15 protein-coding genes and 1 other RNA gene are annotated in these 20,405 nt (G+C 61.0%); 3 read left to right on the top strand and 13 right to left on the bottom strand.

The window, feature by feature from the left end; translation table 11 throughout:
* Positions 1 to 93 precede the first annotated feature (93 nt).
* Both fnr and ACP7D9_RS25400 read left to right on the top strand, forming a co-directional pair.
* Positions 94 to 828 (top strand): fumarate/nitrate reduction transcriptional regulator Fnr, encoded by a 735-nt coding sequence (fnr, locus tag ACP7D9_RS25405; RefSeq protein ID WP_016773865.1) that lies wholly within the window; start codon positions 94 to 96, stop codon positions 826 to 828.
* A gap of 75 nt (positions 829 to 903) precedes the next feature.
* On the top strand, positions 904 to 1,452 hold the full coding sequence (locus ACP7D9_RS25400) for an adenine phosphoribosyltransferase (protein ID WP_426159958.1): 549 nt from the start codon (positions 904 to 906) through the stop codon (positions 1,450 to 1,452).
* Positions 1,453 to 1,542: 90 nt separating this feature from the next.
* Here the strand turns inward: ACP7D9_RS25400 and ACP7D9_RS25395 are convergent, their stop codons facing one another.
* The 5 genes from ACP7D9_RS25395 to dnaX all read right to left on the bottom strand — a co-directional run bounded on the left by ACP7D9_RS25395 (position 1,543) and on the right by dnaX (position 7,327).
* On the bottom strand, positions 1,543 to 2,691 hold the full coding sequence (locus ACP7D9_RS25395) for an acyl-CoA dehydrogenase family protein (RefSeq protein WP_426159957.1): 1,149 nt from the start codon (positions 2,689 to 2,691) through the stop codon (positions 1,543 to 1,545).
* Positions 2,692 to 2,841: 150 nt separating this feature from the next.
* Complete coding sequence (gene recR, locus ACP7D9_RS25390; RefSeq protein ID WP_064363871.1) at positions 2,842 to 3,444, bottom strand: recombination mediator RecR; 603 nt, start codon at positions 3,442 to 3,444, stop codon at positions 2,842 to 2,844.
* Positions 3,445 to 3,510: 66 nt separating this feature from the next.
* On the bottom strand, positions 3,511 to 4,545 hold the full coding sequence (locus ACP7D9_RS25385; RefSeq protein WP_426159956.1) for an NADP-dependent oxidoreductase: 1,035 nt from the start codon (positions 4,543 to 4,545) through the stop codon (positions 3,511 to 3,513).
* A gap of 280 nt (positions 4,546 to 4,825) precedes the next feature.
* Positions 4,826 to 5,164, bottom strand: a complete 339-nt coding sequence (locus ACP7D9_RS25380) for a YbaB/EbfC family nucleoid-associated protein (protein WP_003223337.1) — start codon at positions 5,162 to 5,164, stop codon at positions 4,826 to 4,828.
* A gap of 66 nt (positions 5,165 to 5,230) precedes the next feature.
* Positions 5,231 to 7,327, bottom strand: coding sequence for a DNA polymerase III subunit gamma/tau (dnaX, locus tag ACP7D9_RS25375; RefSeq protein WP_426159955.1), 2,097 nt, complete (start codon positions 7,325 to 7,327; stop codon positions 5,231 to 5,233).
* Positions 7,328 to 7,472: 145 nt separating this feature from the next.
* Between dnaX and ACP7D9_RS25370 the strand changes: the two genes are divergently transcribed.
* A complete protein-coding gene (locus tag ACP7D9_RS25370; protein ID WP_426159954.1) occupies positions 7,473 to 8,222 on the top strand; it encodes a substrate-binding periplasmic protein in 750 nt (249 codons plus the stop codon).
* A 41-nt stretch (positions 8,223 to 8,263) separates the two neighbouring features.
* Here the strand turns inward: ACP7D9_RS25370 and ACP7D9_RS25365 are convergent, their stop codons facing one another.
* The 8 genes from ACP7D9_RS25365 to ACP7D9_RS25330 form a co-directional block, all read right to left on the bottom strand.
* A complete protein-coding gene (locus tag ACP7D9_RS25365) occupies positions 8,264 to 10,231 on the bottom strand; it encodes a hypothetical protein (RefSeq protein WP_426159953.1) in 1,968 nt (655 codons plus the stop codon).
* A 36-nt stretch (positions 10,232 to 10,267) separates the two neighbouring features.
* Entirely contained in the window at positions 10,268 to 10,756 is a 489-nt protein-coding gene (locus ACP7D9_RS25360; RefSeq protein WP_426159952.1) for a hypothetical protein, read from the bottom strand.
* Between the two features lie 202 nt (positions 10,757 to 10,958).
* Positions 10,959 to 11,055: signal recognition particle sRNA small type (gene ffs, locus ACP7D9_RS25355), an RNA gene on the bottom strand.
* 146 nt (positions 11,056 to 11,201) lie between these two features.
* The gene (locus tag ACP7D9_RS25350; protein ID WP_426159951.1) at positions 11,202 to 12,365 is read right to left on the bottom strand and encodes a zinc-binding metallopeptidase family protein; all 1,164 of its coding nucleotides are present in this window, start codon (positions 12,363 to 12,365) and stop codon (positions 11,202 to 11,204) included.
* A gap of 199 nt (positions 12,366 to 12,564) precedes the next feature.
* Positions 12,565 to 14,922: an NAD-dependent DNA ligase LigA gene (ligA, locus tag ACP7D9_RS25345; protein WP_426159950.1), complete on the bottom strand. Its 2,358-nt coding sequence runs from the start codon at positions 14,920 to 14,922 to the stop codon at positions 12,565 to 12,567.
* Positions 14,923 to 15,061: 139 nt separating this feature from the next.
* Positions 15,062 to 15,925 (bottom strand): cell division protein ZipA, encoded by an 864-nt coding sequence (zipA, locus tag ACP7D9_RS25340; RefSeq protein ID WP_101157350.1) that lies wholly within the window; start codon positions 15,923 to 15,925, stop codon positions 15,062 to 15,064.
* Between the two features lie 259 nt (positions 15,926 to 16,184).
* A complete protein-coding gene (gene smc / locus ACP7D9_RS25335; protein WP_426159949.1) occupies positions 16,185 to 19,673 on the bottom strand; it encodes a chromosome segregation protein SMC in 3,489 nt (1,162 codons plus the stop codon).
* A 2-nt stretch (positions 19,674 to 19,675) separates the two neighbouring features.
* Positions 19,676 to 20,335, bottom strand: a complete 660-nt coding sequence (locus ACP7D9_RS25330; RefSeq protein ID WP_016773849.1) for a GntR family transcriptional regulator — start codon at positions 20,333 to 20,335, stop codon at positions 19,676 to 19,678.
* Positions 20,336 to 20,405: the final 70 nt, after the last annotated feature.

Genomic DNA, 20,405 nt, shown 5'->3' with positions numbered 1-20,405 from the left:
CTCGGTAAGACAACGCCGCCGTGTGCTGGCCTGAATGTCCTTGTGTGGGTTACCCTTACGGCTTATGTGTGTTTTCCCACAAGGATTGAAGAAATGTCCGAGCCAGTCAAACTGCGCGCTCACAACCAGGCCCATTGCAAGGATTGCAGCCTGGCCCCGCTCTGCCTGCCACTTTCTCTGAATCTGGAAGACATGGATGCGCTGGACGAAATCGTTAAACGCGGCCGCCCGTTGAAAAAAGGCGAATTCCTGTTCCGCCAGGGTGACACCTTCGATTCCGTTTATGCAGTGCGCTCCGGCGCCCTCAAGACGTTCAGCCTGAGCGATGCCGGTGAAGAACAACTGACCGGCTTCCACTTGCCGAGCGAACTGGTCGGCCTGTCGGGCATGGACACGGAGAAACACCCGGTGTCGGCCCAGGCGCTGGAAACTACTTCAGTCTGTGAAATCCCTTTCGAGCGCCTCGACGAACTGGCCCTGCAACTGCCGCAACTGCGCCGCCAGTTGATGCGCGTGATGAGCCGCGAAATCCGTGACGATCAGCAGATGATGCTGCTGTTGTCGAAAAAAACCGCCGACGAGCGCATCGCGACCTTTCTGGTCAACCTGTCGGCACGTTTCCGCGCTCGCGGGTTCTCGGCCAACCAGTTCCGCCTGAGCATGTCGCGCAATGAAATCGGCAATTACCTGGGCCTGGCGGTGGAAACCGTGTCGCGGGTGTTCACGCGCTTTCAGCAGAACGAGTTGATTGCCGCCGAGGGCAAAGAGATCCACATTCTCGACCCGATTCAGCTGTGCGCGTTGGCCGGCGGTTCGATCGAAGGCTGATCACGACCCGCGGTTGAGCGAATCGTTTCAGCCGCGGGTATACTGCGCCGTTTGCAGCCCTGCCAGGACACCCCGATGGTCTTCGACTCCTTCGACATCAAATCCCTGATCCGCCCCGTGATCGACTTCCCCAAGCCGGGCGTGATCTTTCGCGACATCACCCCGTTGTTCCAGTCGCCGACAGCCCTGCGCCTGGTCATAGACAGCTTCGCCCACCGCTACGTCGAAGCCGACTTCACCCACATCGGCGCGATGGATGCCCGTGGTTTTCTGATCGGTTCGGTATTGGCCTATCAGTTGAACAAGCCGCTGGTGCTGTTCCGCAAGCAGGGCAAACTGCCGGCGGACGTGCTCGCTGAAGGCTACGCGACCGAGTACGGCGAGGCCTTTCTGGAAGTGCACGCCGACAGCCTGTGCGAAGGCGATTCGGTGGTGATGTTCGATGACCTGATCGCCACTGGCGGCACGCTGATCGCGGCGGCCAACCTGATTCGCCGCATGGGCGCGCGGGTGCATGAAGCGGCGGCGATCATCGACTTGCCAGAGCTGCAAGGTTCGCAGCGTCTTGAGGACATGGGTATTCCGACGTTTTGCCTGACGCAGTTTGCGTTGACCGACAAATAATCAAGATCAAAAGATCGCAGCCTTCGGCAGCTCCTACACAGGGATCCGCATTTCCCTGTAGGAGCTGCCGAAGGCTGCGATCTTTTGCTTTTAGAGCCCCATCTGCTTGCTGATGATTTCGTTCATCACCTCCCGCGTCCCGCCGCCAATCGACAGAATGCGGTTATCCCGATACAGCCGCTCCACCAGACTTTCACGCATGTAACCAAGCCCCCCCAGAATTTGCACGGCCTCTGTGGTGATGCGGTCGGACGTGTCTGTGGCAAAGTTCTTCGCCATGGAAATTTCCTTGATCACGCTCTGTCCTGCCGCGATCTTCGCCGCTTGCCGGTAAGTGAATTCCCGCGACACTTCCAGCGCCGTGGCCATTTCGGCGAGGCGATGCTTGATCACCTGAAACTTGCCGATCGATTTGCCAAAGGCCTCACGCTCGCGCGCCCATTTAAGGCTCTGTTCCAATGCGAGTTGCGAAGTCATGTTGGCCATCAGCGCCAACGCCAGCCTTTCGTTCTGGAAGTTACCCATGATGCAGGCAAAGCCCATGTTCTCGGCGCCAATCAGATTGCCCACCGGCACGCGGCAGTCGTCAAAAAACAACTCGGCGGTGTCCGAGGCCCACCAGCCCATTTTCTTCAACTGGCGGCCGACACTGAAACCTGGCGTGCCCTTCTCGATCAGCAACAGGCTGATACCGCCAAACCCCGGCGCACCGGTACGCACCGCAACGGTGTAGAAATCCGCGCGCACGCCGCTGGTGATAAAGGTTTTGCTGCCGCTGACCCGATAGAAATCGCCGTCACGCACAGCGCGGGTCTGCAGGTTGGCGACGTCAGAGCCGCCGCCAGGCTCGGTCACCGCCAGGGCGCTGATTTTCTCGCCGCTGAGCACCTGTGGCACGATCCGCTCACGCACATCGGGTAACGCCCACTTGACGATCGGCGGCAGGCCGATATCGAGCGAACCCAGCCCCGCTACCAGCCCGCCAGAGCCGCAGCGCATCAGCTCCTCACTGGCAGCGACCTTGGCGAACAGATCACCTTCATGGCTGCCACCGAGCGCCTCGGGATAGCCGATGCCGAGAATCCCCGCCGCACCGGCCTTCAAGTACAGCTCACGGGGGAAGCTTTCGGCTTCTTCCCACTGATCGATGTCCGGCAGTATCTCGCGTTCGACGAAACGTCCGACGCTGTCGCGGACCAATTGGTGGCTGGGGTCGAAGTATTCCTGAAAGGCAGGCATGGGCGAGCTCCACGGAAGGGTTCGCCGAAGTTAACCGAGCGCTTGCTTGGTTAACAAGATAGAGAAGATCAAAAGATCGCAGCCTTCGCCAGCTCCTGCACTGGAAAGCGTTCCCTGCAGGAGCTGGCGAAGGCTGCGATCTTTTGATTTTTAAAGGGAAATCGGTTTACGCCCGGCAAACGAATGCGCCAGCGTGCCGCCGTCGACCAGCTCCAGCTCACCGCCCAGCGGTACACCGTGGGCAATCCGCGAAGCGATCAGGCCTTTGTTCTGCAACAACTGGGCGATGTAGTGCGCGGTCGCCTCGCCCTCCACCGTCGGGTTGGTCGCGAGGATGACTTCAGTAAACGTCCCGGCCTCTTCAATCCGCGCCATCAGTTGTGGAATGCCGATCGCTTCCGGCCCCAAGCCATCCAGCGGCGACAAATGCCCCTTGAGCACGAAATAGCGGCCACGGAAACCGGTCTGTTCGACTGCATAGACGTCCATCGGTCCTTCGACCACGCAGAGCAGCGTGTCGTCGCGGCGCGGGTCGGCACATTGCGGGCACAAATCGTCCTCGGTCAGCGTGCGGCACTGGCGGCAATGACCGACACCTTCCATGGCCTGGCTCAAGGCCTGGGCCAGACGTGTACCACCGCTGCGATCACGTTCGAGCAACTGCAACGCCATGCGCTGAGCGGTTTTCTGACCCACGCCTGGCAAGGTGCGCAGCGCGTCGATCAGTTGGCGAATCAAAGGGCTGAAGCTCATGGGTAAACAGTCCGACTAAACAACGAGACGCGGTTTATACCCGCGCCTCTGGCCAGCGTCAAATCCTCAATCCTGGGCAACCCGGACCACCAGTTTGCCGAAGGTGCGCCCTTCCAGCAGACCGATAAAAGCCTCGGGAGCCTGCTCCAGGCCCTCGACCACGTCCTCGCGGAACTTGACCTTGCCGTCGCGCACCCACGGGACCATGTGGCTGATGAATTCCGGCTGGCGATCACCGTAGTCGTCAAACACGATGAAGCCCTGAATACGCACGCGCTTGGTCAGCAGCGTGCGTTGCAGCATCGGCAGGCGATCCGGGCCAGTCGGCGCCTCGGCAGCGTTGTAGCCGGCGATCAGGCCGCACAACGGGATGCGCGCCTTGGGGTTGAGCAACGGCACGACCGCGTCGAAAACATGGCCGCCGACATTTTCGTAATAGATGTCGATGCCGTTGGGGCAGGCCTTGGCCAGTTGCTCGGCGAAGTCGTCGGCCTTGTGGTCGATGCAGGCATCAAAACCCAACTCCTCGACCACGTATTTGCATTTCTCGGCACCACCGGCCACGCCGACGGCGCGCAACCCTTTGATCTTCGCCACTTGGCCGACCACCGAGCCGACGGCACCAGACGCCGCAGCCACCACCAGGGTTTCGCCTTCTTTCGGCTGACCGATGTCCATCAGGCCCATGTAGGCGGTCATGCCCGGCATGCCCAGAACGCCGAGGGCCATCGATGGGCTCGGCAGCCCGGCGGGAATCGGCATGATGTTACGGCCGTCGCTGAGGCTGTGGCTTTGCCAGCCAGTCGCACCCACCACCAGATCGCCGGCGTGGAATTTCGGATGACGGGACTGCTCGACCCGGCTGACCGCGCCGCCCGTCATGACTTCGCCGATTTGCACTGGCGCGGCGTAGGACGGTGCGTCGCTCATGCGCCCGCGCATGTACGGGTCCAGCGACAGGTAGAGGGTTTTCAGCAGCACCTGCCCTTCCTGCAGATCCGGCAACGCCTCGCGCTCGAGACGGAAGTTCTCCGGGGTCGGCGCGCCGGTCGGGCGCGAGGCAAGAACGAAGCGTTGATTGAGGGTGAGAGGGTCGGACATGTCAGCGTCTCCTGTGAATGGGGAATTCGGTGATATAGGGAGCAGACCTTGGCAGCGGTGGTGTGTTCGATGTTTCTTCATGTGGATCGAGTCGGCCCCTTCGCGAGCAAGCCCGCTCCCACATCCGAGCGCATTTCTTGAGATGGAACGCAATGATCTGTGGGAGCGGGCTTGCTCGCGAAGGCGTCAGTCCTGCAGGCCCATGACCATCAGGCAGAAACAAAAATGCCAGGCGCAATGCCTGGCATTTTGTGTAGCTCATCTGCCGCCCAATGGCGAATCAGAAAGGCAATTTCATACCCGCTGGCAGGTTCATGCCGGCGGTCATGCTGCCCATTTTTTCCTGGCTGTTGGCCTCGATCTTGCGCACGGCGTCGTTGACGGCGGCGGCGACCACGGCTTCGAGCATCTCTTTGTCGTCTTCGCTCAGGCCTTCGACCAGGCTTGGGTCGATGCTCACGCTTTTAACGTCGTGACGACCGGTCATCACCACGGTGACCATGTCGCCACCGGCCTTGCCGGTGACTTCGGCGTTGGCCAGTTCTTCCTGCATCTTGGCCATTTTTTCCTGCATCTGCTGCGCCTGCTTCATCAGGCCGGCCATGCCACCTTTCATCATGGGAATCACCTCAAACGTACTTGGATAAAACAGCGCCCGGCCATCTTGGCCGAGCACCTTCAGTTATTAGCCTTGGGTGACCAAGGCGTCGACAGGTTCAATAGTATCGCTTCGCACCACCGCGCCGAACTGCTGAACCATCTGCTGGATGAACGGATCACCGTGGATCGACTCCTCCGCCTCGCGCTGACGGTTGGCGCGGCGCCGCGAGGCAGCCTGGGCCGGGGTTTCCTGCTCGGGCTTGATCAGCTCGATGGTCAGGGTCAGGGTGCGCCCGTGAAACTGGTTCAACGCGTCGTTGAGACGACGCTGTTGCGTGGCGTTGAACAGGGCGCTGTGAGCCGGATCGAGGTGCATCAGCCAGTGATCGCCGTCTACCGCGATCAACGTGCAGTTGGCGGCGATGCTGCCGGTCATGCCGGAAATCGGCAGTTTCGGGAACAGCTCCAGCCATTGCAGGGCCAGGCCAGTGGCCGGCGCGGCGGCAGGTTCCGGCTCGGGCTCAGGCTCGGGATCGGCGGCGTGTTCGCTGGCCAGTTCGTCGAGGTAGCTGTAGGCCGAATCCATGTCCGGCTCGATGTAATCCTCATCCAGCGGCGGCTCGTCATCCATGTCCATGCCCGGCGTAGCGGCATCGACCTCGGCGACGGACGGCTCGGGAATCGGCGCCGCGGCCCACTCCGGCGCATCCGGGACGACGCTGTCCGGGGTTGGCAGCGGCATTGGCGGCAGCTCGGGCTGCTCGCCAGCGGTTTCCAGCACCGGTTCTACGGCAGGTTGCTGTACAGGCGCCGGCTCGGGCTCAGGCTCGGCTTCTACCGGATCGTTCCATGGCAGATCGACCACAGCTTCGACGGCGACCGGCTCAGGCTCCGGTTGCGCTTCGACAACCGGCGCAACAGGTTCTGGCTCGGGCATTGACGCCGCTACGGCTGCCGGCTCAGCCACCGCTGCTGGCGCAACCGCCGCAGCGACCACCGGCGCAGGCTTGGGCGCGGCAGCCACTGAGTTTGCGGAATCAACTGTGGCCTGGCTGATCCCCACTGGCTTTAGCGGTTGCCTCGGCGCGTCCGCCGTGTCCGCCGGTCGGAACGCCAGCATCCGCAGCAAGACCATTTCGAAGCCGCCGCGCGGATCCGGCGCCAGCGGCAAGTCGCGGCGACCGATCAGGCCCATCTGGTAATAGAACTGCACGTCTTCGGCCGGCAACGCCTGGGCCAGGGCCAATACGCGATCACGGTCGCCATGACCATTGTCGACGCCTTCCGGCAGCGCCTGGGCGATGGCCACGCGGTGCAGCACGTTGAGAATTTCCGAGAGCACGCCGTTCCAGTCCGGGCCTTGCTCGGCCAGATGCCGCACGGCTTCGAGCAGTGCCTTGGCATCGCCTTCGATCAGTGCATGCAGCACGTCATAGACCTGACCGTGATCCAGCGTGCCGAGCATCGCCCGCACGTCGGTAGCGAGCACCTTGCCTTCACCGAAAGCGATGGCCTGATCGGTCAGGCTCATGGCGTCACGCATCGAGCCGTCAGCAGCACGGCCGAGCAGCCACAGTGCATCGTCTTCGAACGGTACGTTTTCCGCCGTAAGCACGTGGGTCAAATGTTCGACCACACGCTCCGGCGTCATGTTTTTCAGGGAGAACTGCAGGCAGCGCGAAAGAATGGTTGCCGGAAGTTTCTGCGGATCAGTGGTCGCCAGGATGAACTTGACGTAGGGCGGCGGCTCTTCGAGGGTTTTCAGCAGCGCATTGAAGGAATGGCTGGACAGCATGTGCACTTCGTCGATCAGGTAGACCTTGAAGCGCCCACGGCTTGGCGCGTACTGCACGTTATCGAGCAACTCGCGAGTGTCTTCGACCTTGGTGCGGCTGGCGGCGTCGATCTCGATCAGGTCGACGAAACGGCCCTCATCGATCTCGCGGCACACCGAACATTCGCCACAGGGGCTGGAGGTGATGCCTGTCTCGCAGTTCAGGCACTTGGCAATGATCCGCGCGATGGTGGTCTTGCCGACCCCGCGCGTCCCGGTGAACAGGTAGGCGTGGTGCAGCCGCTGGCTGTCCAAGGCATTGATCAGAGCCTTGAGCACATGGGTCTGGCCGACCATTTCGCGGAACGAGCGCGGACGCCATTTACGTGCAAGAACCTGATAACTCATCGAAAACCGTCGCAGCGAAGGAAGCAGAAGCGGCTAATGCTAGCGGAGCAAGGGCAAAATTGCATCCGGTGTCCTCGTCTAATATGGCTAAGCTGCATCAGCAGAGGCTTTTATCGGCTCGGGACGGCGAATGACCGGAGCGTTTATGCGGTGGGCCCTGTGGGCATTGCTGGGAATCAGCCTCAACGCGATGGCCGCTCAAGCGCCGTTGCGCTTCGCCGTGCCGGATAGCTGGGCGATGCCGATGGTGCAACTGCAAGACGGCAGACCGACCCAAGGCATCCTGCACGACATTCTGCTCAGCCTGGCGACCCAGGTCGGCGCGCCAGCGCAATTCATCGTGCTGCCGCGCGCGCGCATACAGAGCGCCATGGAGCACGGCGACATCGATGTACGCTGCTATGCCGCCCAGTCTTGGCTGCCGAATCAGTCCGGCGATTACATCTGGAGCGTGCCGCTGTGGTTTCAGCGCGACCTACTGGTCAGCCGCCAAGACCAATCCGCACTGATCGATCCCGCCCACCTGCCGCGCCAGGCCATCGGCACCGTCAACGGTTACAGCTACCCCACCCTGCAACCGCTGTTCAACGCCGATCAGTTACAACGCGAAGACGCGCGCAATCAGGAACAGGTGCTGGAGAAGCTCCTTGCCGGACGCTATCGCTACGCCGTGAGCAACCAGTGGACGCTGGACTGGATCAATCAGCGCCTGCTGCCGGAGCAGCAGTTGCGCGGGGTCGCGGTGCTGCAGGAACAGGATATCGGCTGCTATGTGAGAAACGACCCGAAGGTGCCGGTACAGCGGATTCTGCGGACGTTGCTGCGAATGAAAATGTCCGGCGAGATCGACGACATTATCCGGCTCTACACGGGCAGCTCCGGGAACACTCGATAACCCTGCCGGGGTGAGCCTGCTCGCTCTTGCAAAGGCGTCGATCAATAACCGTGCGATTCGCGGAATTTCGGCTCGCGGCTGTGGTGATAATCGATCCACTCCACCACATCGTAAGGCAGATAAAGCTGCTGCCGGGCGCGGGACACGGCGATGTACACGGCGCAGATGCGCTGGTCGAATTCGTAGGCGTCCCTGAATTTCTCGTTACTGAGCAATGCCCGCGTCAACAGCACCCGCCTGAACTCCATGCCGCCGGCCTGCTCGGCCATCATCAACAGACAGGCCTTGCCCGGTTCGATGATCTTTTGGCTCAGTCGAGTCAGGTCGGCAATCCTGAAGCCTTCTTGCAGTTGTGCTTCGATCCACAGAAACGCCTCGTCGAAACGGTTGGCCTCGCGCACTTGCCGCCAATCGGCCATGTCACTGAAATAGGGGTGTGGCCCTTTCTCACTGGTCCCGGCGTTATAGAAATCGCGGCGGAACAATTCGATGGCGGTGGTCATGAAATGCTTGATGTCGTCCTGCGCTTCCCTGTCAGGGAAACTGAAGGCACAGTTGGAATCGTGCAGGTGAATGGCCCACATCATCGTGTCCCATGGCGACGCGGTCAGCACCACACAACCCTCCGGCGGCACGAAGGCTTCGGGGTAGTACTCAATATCGACGTCAGCGTGACGAGCGCCTTCAAACGGCACTTTGCTCTTGTGCGTGTGGCGCGAGATCAGCGGATTGACCAAGCGCTCGACATTGCGCCCCGAGCGCACCGAATAGCAGATATCGCTCTGGCGGACTTCACGCTTGCGCTTGAGAGCCTCACCCGTGGCCTGTTGATATTCATCGCCGAGGGTGATCAGCACCTGCTTCCCGCGCTCGATGATTTGCAGCAGCGACGCCGGCACATCCTGGCTCTCATCGATGATCACATGGGTGTAGCGCGGCGGGACGCGGCAACCGGAGAGACTGGCGCGCTTGATCATGAGCAACGTCTGAAAACCCGTCTGGCTGGACCAGGCCGGGTTGGCCTCGAGATAAACCCACAGGCGACTGGAATATTCCAGCAGCGCCTGCGAGTCAGCGCCGGTCAAGGGCTGCTGAAAATGCGGCAGGTGCCTGGCGCACAACGTGTGATCTCGTGAGGCGCAGTACAACTCCAGCACGCGCAGGCAGACCTCAAGGGTGCCCTGCCCATCGTGGTGGCGAAAGCCGAACATGTTCAGTTCCTGCGCCAGCGCCTGCTTGCTCGGGATCCGCGCTGGCGTCCTGGCCAAATGCACCCGGGGACCCAGTAGCTGGGCCTGGGCGAAATCGAAAAACGTCTGGCCAATTTCGGTGTCGTGGACCTGCACGATGTGCTTGCGCAACGTCGCCAGTTTGGCCGGGGTGCGCGCCAGCACCAGGGTGCGTTTCGAGCGCAGGCATTCGATCAGCGCACTGAGCATGTAGCTCTTGCCGATGCCTGCATAACCTTGCACGTGCAGGTCTTCGTCGAGATTGGCGCGAAAGGTTCGCAGCAGCTTGTCCTGCGCCGCGCTTAACCAGTGCTCACGCTCGCGTGGCGTGATCATTTGCTGGCGGAACGGGTTGTTCTGTTTCTGATGGCGAATCTTGTAGTCGACATCCCATTGCCCATCGGGCAACAGGTATTCCTGCGCAGTGACTTCATCGGCCATGAGAAACCGCAGGTTCAGACTCTTGAGCGCATTGAGGCCGAAGTACAATTTGCGCGAATCGAACAGCCGCCGCGCCTCTGAAATCAGTCCCGCCGATCCCGACCGCCGAGAGGTGACAGACCAGTCAATGAGTTTGGCGAGAATTTTTTCTGCGGCGCTGGCGCTCAAATCCTTTTCCGTGGCCTGGGCGAGATTCTGGATGACCAGCAATGCCGCCAGCTCCGGGTCGCTCAGGCTGGCCAGTGTCGCGTCACCGTGGGGCTGCAACAACGCCATACACGCATCGTGAGCGATGGGCAGAAATACCGGGGTGGCCAAATCAAAATGTTCCGGGTGCATACAACCTCGCCGTCTGGGCTTTGACACATCACCAGATCAGTCCTGGTCATTCTCGTCGTGCAATGAATGGGTGTGCGCTAGTTGCCCCTCGCTGCCGGTCTCGGGATTGACCCGCAGCTCGAAGGCGTAGTCGCCCAGCGTCCCGGACATGCCGCGTCGATCTCCACCGGCCGACACCGCCCCCGCATCAATCTGCGCCTGCACTTCGTAGAGCGCCATTTCCAGCAGTTTGCGCAGGTGTTCAGGGCTTTGCGCGGTGGCGTGCAGTTGCAGGTCGTATTGGCCGACCACCGACTCAGCGATGGCCGGCTGAGCCTGCACCGCGACCGGCTGAGTCGTTTCTTCAGCCGCATTGAATACAGTCGAAGCCGCCAGGATGGCGGCGTGCTCTTCGTCCATCAGGTCGAGCACTCGTGACAGCTCCAGCGTGCGCTCGGGCTGCTCCTGCATTTGCGCTTTGACTTCCAGACGACGCAACTGCCATTCGCGCAGTTTTTCCCGGGTCAGATCGTCAATTTCACCCACTTGCCTTACCTCTCGATACCAGGCGAGGGAGTATGCCACTGTTCCGCTTCGACAGCCTCAAGGGCGCCGGGAGGCTGCGTTGCTGATCGCAGCATGGCTGACGTCAGATCAACCCAAAAGGCCAAATCGCAGGCATAAAAAAACCGCAGTGGGCGAAACCCATGCAGTTCTGTTTGCAGCCTTTGGTTCGTTAAGGTGGTGCCCCCACCAGCCACACCCCGGCACACAATGTTCCCGCTGTGGCTGCTTCCTTCCGGATCTGACCAGGTTCACGGGTAATCGTTGCGGGGGGACCGATGGGGTCACCATAACGACGCTTGCCTGTCGGCGAGCCGCGCCATTGTACCTGTCTGAGATGAAGTTTCAACCGTTGGTTGCAGATAAAAAATACCAACAGGTTCAAGGACATGCGAAGACGGCAAAAGATCGCAGCCTCCGGCAGCTCCTACAGGGCCAGGACTTCGTCTGCACGACCGCCCGCCTGCTGGATCACCAGATGAATGAAGTGCAGCTTGGCGATTGCCGCTGCCGGCAGCACGAAGGGGTAGAAATCCGGCTGGCCCATGCTGCGCGACAGTTCGTTGAGCATGCCGGCCAGTTCGATCCACGCATTGACGAACGAGAGGAACGCCGTGCCGCCCGGATGCTCGGGGTCATACAGGGTGCTGGCCGGAAACGGCTGATAGTCGAAATCCATTTCCCGCGCGCTCATGCCAAAGCCCAGCGCGGTGTCCACCGCGTCCATCATGTGCAGGTAATGCGCCCAGGTTTCCGCCCAGTCTTCCCATGGATGCATGGTCGCGTAGGCACTGACGTAGTGCTGCGGCCAGTCCAGCGGTGCGCCTTGCTGATAATGCCGGTCCAGCGCCTCGGCGTAGCTGGCGCGCTCGTCGCCGAAGAGATTGCGGAACGCGTCCAGCCAAGGGCCGTTGGCGATGAGGCGATCCCAGTAGTAGTGGCCGACCTCATGGCGAAAATGCCCGAGCAGCGTGCGATAAGGCTCGTGCATCGCCGCTCTGACTTGCTCACGGTGAGCGTCGTCGGCCTCTTTGATGTCGAGGGTGATCAGGCCATTGGCGTGGCCGGTCATCGGCGCGTTGCCTTCCAGGTCGACACCAATGAAGTCGAACGCCAGCCCGGCTTCCTCATCCTTGGTTTTCGGGATGACCGGCAGGCCGAGAGTGATCAGTTGCGCGACGAGGCGGCGTTTGGCGATCTCGACCTTGCGCCAGCGCTCGGGGTTTTGCGCGACGGACAAATCGGGAATGGTGCGATTGAGGCTACAGGCGATGCACAAGGTGTCGTGATCGTTGGCCGGCAGCAGCCAGTTGCAGGCTGCGGGCATGTCGAGGTTGGCGCAGCGGCGAAACAGGCCGGCCCCAGGATCGACGTCAAGCGTCCAGGTGCCCTCTTCCGGCCCCGGTTGCAGCGAGGTCAGGCGACTTTGTTCGGGTTGGTAACCGAGCAAGGCGTTACAGGCCAGGCACTGACTGTTGCGAAAGAACAGCGACTGGCCGCAACGGCACGGCCAGACTTTGCTGTTGCGCGAGGATCCGGCCACGAACGGCGCGATGATGCGGGAACTGAGCTGCTCGAAAAAGCGGTGCATGGCGATCTCTCCCTGGGACTGGCCAAGACTAGATCATCCTGGCGCGAAGATCGTTCCCGCACCTTCTCGACTGATCGTTCTCACACTTCGCGTGGTAACGCATCCCGTGACGCTCCGCGTCACAGCGGACGCTGAGCGTCCGGGGCGGCATTCCCACGCGGAGCGTGGGAATGATCAGGTGTGGGGGCGTAGAAAACGGTCATACGGAAATGCCGTGGGTTTTCAGGAAGGCGATAAACGCCTCTTCGTCCATGACCTTCACACCCAGCTCATTGGCTTTGGTCAGTTTCGAGCCGGCACCCGGCCCCGCGACCACGCAATGGGTTTTCGCCGACACGGAACCGGCAACCTTGGCACCGAGGCTTTCCAGGTGATCCTTGGCCACGTCCCGGCTCATCAACTCGACCTTGCCGGTCAGCACCCAGGTTTCGCCTGACAGTGGCAGACCTTCGACGACTTTCTTCTCGCTCTGCCAATGCATGCCGAAGTCGCGCAGCTGCTGCTCGGCCTGCTCGGCCAGTTGTCGATGTTCAGGCAAGGCGAAGAACTCGCGCACCGAATTGGCCTGTTTCTCCGGCAACGCCTGACGCATGTCCAGCCAGTCAGCGTTCATCACCGCATCCAGCGAACCAAAGCGGTCAGCGAGTTTCTGCGCACCGCCGGGGCCAACGAAAGGAATGTGCAGTTTGTCGATCAAGCCGCCCAGGGTCGTACTGGCGGCGAACTCGGCGCCCAATTCGCCCTGATCCTGAATCTGCAAACCATGGCCAAGCAATTCGCTGATCACCTGCTGATTGTGCGCATCCTCAAAGAAACTGTGAATCTCGTGCGCGACTTCCAGGCCGACGTCCGGCAAGTAGGTCAGCACGTGAGGCAAGGCCTGTTGCACGCGCTCCAGCGAACCCAGCGAACGCGCCAACACCTTGGCCGTCTCTTCGCCAACATCGGGAATGCCGAGGGCGTAAATGAAACGTGCCAGGCTCGGCTGCTTGCTGTCTTCGATGGCTTTGAGCAGCTTGTTGCTCGATACCTCGGCGAAACCTTCCAGATCGACGATGTCGTCGAACTTCAGTGCGTAAAGATCGGCTGGTGAACTGACCAGACCTTCATCAACCAACTGCTCGACACTCTTGTCGCCCAGACCTTCGATGTCCATCGCCCGGCGCGAAACGAAGTGAATGATCGCCTGCTTCAGCTGCGCACCACAGGCCAGTCGCCCGACGCAGCGATAAACGGCGCCTTCGCTGAAGGTTTCCTTGCCCTTGCTGCGTTTGACCAGTTGCGTACGCTCGACATGCGAGCCGCATACCGGGCAGCTTTCAGGAATGGCGACCGGGCGCGCGTCATCGGGGCGACGCTCGGTGACTACCTGCACCACTTGCGGAATCACATCGCCTGCGCGGCGGATGATCACCGTGTCGCCGATCATCAAGCCCAGCCGCGCCACTTCGTCCATGTTGTGCAGCGTGGCGTTGGCCACGGTGACGCCGGCGACTTTCACCGGTTTCAGGCGCGCCACCGGCGTCACCGCACCGGTGCGGCCGACCTGGAACTCAACATCGAGCAATTCGGTGAGTTCTTCCATCGCCGGGAATTTGTGCGCGATTGCCCAGCGCGGCTCGCGGGCGCGGAAACCCAACTCGCGCTGGTCGGCGATGCTGTTGACCTTGAACACCACACCATCGATTTCATAGGCCAGCGAATCACGGCGCGCACCGATGTCGCGGTAGTATTCCAGGCATTCGTCAATACCTTTGGCCAGTTTCAGTTCGTGGCTGATCGGCATGCCCCACTTCTGCAACTGCTTGAGGTTGCCGATGTGAGTGTCGGAAATATCGTGGGACACTTGGCCGATGCCATAGCAGCAGAATTCCAGTGGACGATTGGCGGTGATCTTCGAATCGAGCTGGCGCAGGCTGCCCGCCGCCGCGTTGCGCGGGTTGGCGAAGGTTTTGCCGCCGATTTCCAGTTGCGAAGCATTGAGGCGCTCGAAACCGGCCTTGGACATGAACACTTCACCGCGCACTTCCAGCGTCGCCGGCCAGCCTTCGCCGTGCAGTTTCAGAGGAATGTTGCGCACGGTGCGCACGTTGACGCTGATGTCTTCGCCGGTGGTGCCATCGCCACGGGTAGCGCCGCGCACCAGCAGACCGTCCTGATACAGCAGGCTGACCGCCAGGCCATCGAGCTTCGGCTCGCAGCTGTATTCCACCGCCGCGCCGCCACCAAACAGATCACCCGCTGGCACATCGAGACCTTCGTTGACGCGGCGATCGAACTCGCGCATGTCGGCTTCTTCGAAGGCGTTGCCGAGGCTGAGCATGGGGATTTCGTGACGCACCTGAGTGAACGCGGTCAGCGCCATACTGCCGACGCGCTGGGTCGGCGAGTCGCTGGTGATCAGTTCCGGATTGGCCGCTTCCAGTGCCTTGAGCTCGTGGAACAAGCGGTCGTATTCGGCATCCGGAATGCTCGGTTCGTCGAGAACGTGGTAGCGATAGTTGTGCTGATCCAGCTCAGCGCGCAGCTCTAGAATGCGGTTTTTGGCGGCGGTCATGGGTGTTCTCTCATAAAGCAAAAGAGCAGCCGAGGCTGCTCCAGTGTTATTCCATCATCGGCGGCGGGCCAGAAGATCGCAGCCTCGTTGCACTCGTCAGCTCCTACAAGCCGAAGGTTGCGATCTGTTGATTCAAGCCTTAGCGCTTCTGGGTCAGGGCGCGGCGTTCGAATTCGACGATGCGCTGACGGTAGTGCTCGATCGTCTGCGCGGTCAGCACGCTGCGCTGATCGTCTTTCAATTCGCCGTTCAATTCCTGGGACAGCTTGCGTGCTGCCGCCACCATCACGTCGAAAGCCTGCTTCGGATGACGCGGGCCTGGCAGGCCGAGGAAGAAGCTCACTGCCGGGGTGCTGAAATGGTCGATGTCGTCCAGATCGAAAATACCCGGCTTGACCGCATTGGCCATGGAGAACAGCACTTCACCGTTGCCGGCCATGCTTTCGTGACGGTGGAAAATATCCATCTCACCGAAACGCAGGCCGCTTTCGAGAATGTTCTGCAGCAGCGCCGGGCCCTTGAAGCCGGCCGGGTCACGGCAGATCACGCTGATCACCAGGACTTCTTCGGCTTGCGGCTGATCTTTTTCTGCCACGGCAGATGCAGGCTTGCTGTCTTCGGCAAAATCGTCGTCACGGCTGCTGAAGCTCGGACCGCCGTCCAGATCCAGGTCGAGGTTCAAGTCGCCCTGCGCCGGGCCGTTGCTGCCGCGCTTGCCGCGTTTCGAGCCGGATTCACGCGGCTCGCGGGCTTCGCGATTGGGCATGCTCACCGACGGCAGATCGTGCTCATCCAGTTGCGGCTCTTTGTGCGTATCCAGGACGCGGGCCGGGCCCAACAGCTCGGCGCTGGTATCCTCGTCCGGCAGATTGGACAGGCTCCGGTCGAGACGGAATTTCAGCTTTCCCTTGCCGCCGCGCATACGGCGCCAGCCATCGAAAAGAATACCGGCAATCACAATGATGCCGATGACGATCAGCCACTCGCGCAGACCGATTTCCATGTAATCCCGTGCCTCTATAAAAAATGCTGAAAAATAAGGGGTTTACACTGCGTAAACCGCTTTAAAACGTGGCGCCAACTCTATGTTCTGACAGGCGTTTTGCCCACGTATACGAAAAATTGACATTAAACTAGCACGACCAAAGACAACTTTACACCGTCTGTCTCATTTGGCTTGCGCGAATATGTCGATTGGCCATCCAGCCGATGTCGGTAAAAAGTCCTACAGACCTCCAAAACTATTCCCACACCAAACCGACTCAGGCATCCACCATCGCCATTGCCTCTTCGACATCCACTGCCACCAGTCGCGAACAACCCGGTTCATGCATGGTCACGCCCATCAACTGCTCGGCCATTTCCATGGCGATCTTGTTGTGGGTGATATAGATGAACTGCACGGTTTGCGACATCTCTTTGACCAAGCGTGCGTAGCGTCCAACGTTAGCGTCATCCAGTGGCGCGTCAACCTCATCGAGCATGCAGAACGGCGCCGGGTTCAACTTGAAGATGGCAAACACCAGTGCCAGTGCCGTCAGGGCTTTTTCGCCGCCGGAGAGCAAATGGATGGTGCTGTTCTTCTTTCCGGGCGGCTGCGCCATGATCGTCACCCCTGTATCGAGTAGATCTTCGCCCGTCAGTTCCAAATACGCGCGCCCGCCACCGAAAACTTTCGGGAAAAGTGCCTGTAATCCGCCGTTGATCTGATCAAAGGTATCTTTGAAACGGTTGCGGGTTTCCTTGTCGATCTTGCGAATGACATTTTCCAGAGTCTCCAGCGCCTCGACCAGATCGGCGTCCTGCGCATCCAGATAACGTTTACGCTCCGATTGTTGCGTGTACTCGTCGATGGCTGCGAGGTTGATCGCACCCAGGCGCTGAATGCGCGCGTTGATGCGTTCGAGTTCATCTTCGGCTTCGCGTTCACTGGCCTGCGCCGTCAATGTGGCGAGCACGCCGTTGAGGTCGTAGCCATCTTCGAGCAATTGATCCTGCAAAGCCTTGCGGCGCACGGTCAGGGCTTGCCATTCCATGCGTTGCTGTTCGAGCTGGCCGCGAATCAGCTGCGATTGCTGCTCGGCTTGGGTCCGACGCTTTTCCGCGTCACGCAGTTCGCGGTCGGCGTCCTCCAGAGCGATTTGCGCCGTTTTGAGCTCTTCGTCGACGGTCATGCGCTTGTCGAGCAGTTCTTCGAGTTTCAGACGCAGCTCTTCCAGCGGCGCCTCGCCCTCCTCCAGGTTCAGGCTCAGCTGTTCGCGTTTTTCGGTCAGACGCTCGGCCTGCATTTCCAGGCGCTCCAGCGCCTGTCGCGTGGAATCGTGCTGAGCGCGCAGCGAGCCGAGACGCACGGCCAGTTGATGGGCATGATCCTTGTGCTGCCGGGCTTCCTGGCGCACGCGATCAAGGCGTTCGCGCAGGCTGTCGCGCTGGGCCAACAGCAATTCGCGCTGTTCGGTGTCCAGCGCCATGGCATCCAGCGCTTCCTGCAATTGCATGCGCGCTTCGCCGACCTGCTCGTGCTCGAGCTCACGCTGTTCGGCGAGTTCAACCAATTCTTCATCGAGGCGGGTGCGGCGCAACGTCAATTGTTCGGCCTTGGCTTTACCGGCCGACAGCTGCGCCTTCAGTTCGCCTTGCTGGCGCGCTTCGTCCTGCAGCAAGCGGCGCAGATGTTCGCGGCCGTTTTCCTGCTGGCGCTGTTGCGCGCGCAGTGTTTGCAGGCGGGTTTCCATGGCCTCGACCGTGGCTTCGCGCTCTTCGCGCTCCAGTTGCAGGTCTTCGATTTCCTGGCCACGAGCGAGCATGCCGCTTTCCGCTTCGCTGGCGCGACGTACGCGCAAAAAGTGCCGACCGACCCAATAGCCATCGCGGCTGATCAGGCTTTCGCCAGCGCCGAGCTGCCCGCGCAAGGCCAGCGCCTGCTCAAGGCTGTCGACCGGTTTGACCTGACCCAGCCACGGCGACAGATCGATCTGCGCCTCGACTTTGTCCAGCAGGCTGCCCGCCACCCGCACGCCATCGCTGGCCGGACTGAGCAAGCGCAGATCGCCCTGAGTGAAACCGGACAAATCAAAACCGCTGAAGTCGTCGACCAGCACCGCTTGCAGATCAGCACCGAGCACGGTTTCCACCGCCAGCTCCCAACCCGCCTCGACCTTCAAGCCTTCGGCCAGACGCGGACGCTCGGCGAGGTTGTGTTCCTTCAACCATTCGGCGGTGCCGGTGCCCGGATCCAGCGCTGCCTGCTGCAAGGCTTCAAGGGATGCGAGGCGCCCGTTGAGCCGCTGCAGATCGCCCTGCGCCTGTTGCTGCGCGGTCAACGCATGCTGTAATTCCTGACGCAGTTGTTCGAGCTTTTCGACTTGCGCTTCTTCGCTGGTCTGCAAATCTTCCAGGGTCGCTTCGGATTCGGCGAGCTGCTCGTTGAGCGCCATGATCGCCGCGTCTTCCGGGTCGGCGGAGAGCAACGCGCGCTCTTCAGCGAGGCGTTTCTGCCGGTCGGCGAGGCGCTCCATGCTGCTTTCCAGCTGCTGGATCCGCGATTGCTGGACTTCAGCCTGACGGCGCGGTTCGGCAGCGGTGAGGTTGAAAGCGTCCCACTGCTCCTGCCAGCCGTGCATGGTGGTTTCGGCTTCTTCGAGGGCCGCGGCGGCTTCCTCGGCAGCAGCGCTGGTGACTTCCTGCTTGGGGGTGAGCATGTCGAGCTCTTCGCCCAGGGTCAGCAGCAACGTGCGGTCGTGGCCCAGGTGCGATTCGGTTTCCAGACGCGCACGTTCGGCTTCTTTCAGGTCATCCTGCAATTGGCGCAGGCGTTGCTGGCCATGCTGGATGCTCTGCTCGACCCGGGCGATGTCGCCGCCGACCGAATAGAAACGCCCCTGCACCAGATTGAAGCGCTCGGACAAATCATGGTGGCCGTCGCGCAGGCGTTCGATGGCGGCGTCAGCGTTACGCTGCTCGGCGACCAGTGCTTCAAAGCTGACTTCCTGGTTGCCGATGATCGACTCACGCTGGCCGACCTGCTCGTTGAGATCCTGCCAGCGCAATGCCGACAGTTGCGCTTTGAGCTGACGCTCTTCGGCCTTGAATTCCTGATACTTCTTCGCCGCCTCGGCCTGCCGGTGCAGACGTTCGAGCTGGCGCTCCAGCTCTTCGCGCAGGTCGGTCAGGCGGGCGAGGTTCTCGTGGGTACGGCGGATGCGGTTTTCAGTCTCGCGGCGGCGCTCCTTGTATTTGGAGATGCCCGCTGCTTCTTCGATGAAATTGCGCAGGTCTTCAGGCTTGGATTCGATCAGCTTGGAGATCATCCCCTGTTCGATGATCGAATAGCTGCGCGGGCCGAGGCCGGTGCCGAGGAAGATATCGGTAATGTCGCGGCGCCGGCATTTGGTGCCGTTCAGATAATAAGTGGTCTGGCTGTCGCGGGTGACTTTGCGACGAATGGAGATTTCCGCGTACGCCGCGTATTCGCCGAGCAGCGTGCCGTCGGAGTTGTCGAACACCAATTCGATACTCGCCTGACTTACCGGTTTGCGGCTGGTCGAACCGTTGAAGATGACGTCGGTCATCGACTCGCCACGCAGGTTCTTCGCCGAACTTTCGCCCATCACCCAGCGCACAGCGTCGATGATGTTCGATTTGCCGCAACCGTTCGGCCCGACGACCGCCGCCATGTTACTGGGGAAGTTCACAGTGGTCGGATCGACGAAGGATTTGAACCCCGCCAGTTTGATGCACTTTAGCCGCACGCTCAGGCAACCGTCAGCGCAGACACCACCAGATCGCAGCTGCGCTGGGCATATGCCGTGAGCACGATGCGGATCTGCGGCAAATCACGGGCGAGTACGGCGGCGAGCAAGCGTTCGAACAGTTCGAGGAATTCGCTCATTTCCGCCTTGCGCTGTTCGAGGGCGAGGAAATATGCGCGGCTCATCGCCGGCTGGAGGTTCTCGACGGTTTCCTGCAGGTATGGGTTGTTGGCAAATGGATAGGCGGCGCGCATCACCGCGAAGCTGTCATCGACAAAACTGCGGATATCGCCGCGCTCGTAACTGGCGGTCAGGCGCTGCTGGATCTGCACGAACGGCGCCATGTCCGACTGCACTTGCCAGCCGTTGGCCACGGAATTGCCGAGCAGGATGTACAGCTCGCTCATCAGCGTGCACAGGCTCTGCACCTTGTGCGGCGTCAGCTCGGTAACGTGGGCGCCACGACGCGGCAGGATCGCGATCAAGTGACGGCGTTCGAGGATCAGCAAGGCTTCGCGGACCGAACCGCGGCTGACGTTGAGCGCCAGCGTGACCTTCTGTTCCTGGATGCGCTCTCCTGGCTTCATTTCGCCACGAATGATGCGTTCGGCGAGGTGGTGAGCGATTTGCTCGGCGAGGCTGTCCGGCGCCTTGAACGTCATGGTTGTCCTTCAAACTCTATCGATCTGCACAAGCGGCGCAGTGTAGCGCAAATGCACGGTCATGGCGGAG

The sequence above is a fragment of the Pseudomonas sp. TSRC2-2 genome, from assembly GCF_049897785.1.
GTDB lineage: Bacteria > Pseudomonadota > Gammaproteobacteria > Pseudomonadales > Pseudomonadaceae > Aquipseudomonas.
The sequence above is the reverse complement of the archived record's forward strand: the minus strand, read 5'-3'. Positions and strand labels throughout refer to the sequence as shown.

Bases quoted from the DNA above. Each gene is read 5' to 3' on its own strand.
- fnr (WP_016773865.1), top strand. From the start codon at position 94: ATGTCCGAGCCAGTCAAACTGCGCGCTCACAACCAGGCCCATTGCAAG.
- ACP7D9_RS25400 (WP_426159958.1), top strand. From the start codon at position 904: ATGGTCTTCGACTCCTTCGACATCAAATCCCTGATCCGCCCCGTGATC.
- ACP7D9_RS25395 (WP_426159957.1), bottom strand. From the start codon at position 2,691: ATGCCTGCCTTTCAGGAATACTTCGACCCCAGCCACCAATTGGTCCGC.
- recR (WP_064363871.1), bottom strand. From the start codon at position 3,444: ATGAGCTTCAGCCCTTTGATTCGCCAACTGATCGACGCGCTGCGCACC.
- ACP7D9_RS25385 (WP_426159956.1), bottom strand. From the start codon at position 4,545: ATGTCCGACCCTCTCACCCTCAATCAACGCTTCGTTCTTGCCTCGCGC.
- ACP7D9_RS25380 (WP_003223337.1), bottom strand. From the start codon at position 5,164: ATGATGAAAGGTGGCATGGCCGGCCTGATGAAGCAGGCGCAGCAGATG.
- dnaX (WP_426159955.1), bottom strand. From the start codon at position 7,327: ATGAGTTATCAGGTTCTTGCACGTAAATGGCGTCCGCGCTCGTTCCGC.
- ACP7D9_RS25370 (WP_426159954.1), top strand. From the start codon at position 7,473: ATGCGGTGGGCCCTGTGGGCATTGCTGGGAATCAGCCTCAACGCGATG.
- ACP7D9_RS25365 (WP_426159953.1), bottom strand. From the start codon at position 10,231: ATGCACCCGGAACATTTTGATTTGGCCACCCCGGTATTTCTGCCCATC.
- ACP7D9_RS25350 (WP_426159951.1), bottom strand. From the start codon at position 12,365: ATGCACCGCTTTTTCGAGCAGCTCAGTTCCCGCATCATCGCGCCGTTC.
- ligA (WP_426159950.1), bottom strand. From the start codon at position 14,922: ATGACCGCCGCCAAAAACCGCATTCTAGAGCTGCGCGCTGAGCTGGAT.
- zipA (WP_101157350.1), bottom strand. From the start codon at position 15,925: ATGGAAATCGGTCTGCGCGAGTGGCTGATCGTCATCGGCATCATTGTG.
- ACP7D9_RS25330 (WP_016773849.1), bottom strand. From the start codon at position 20,335: ATGACGTTCAAGGCGCCGGACAGCCTCGCCGAGCAAATCGCTCACCAC.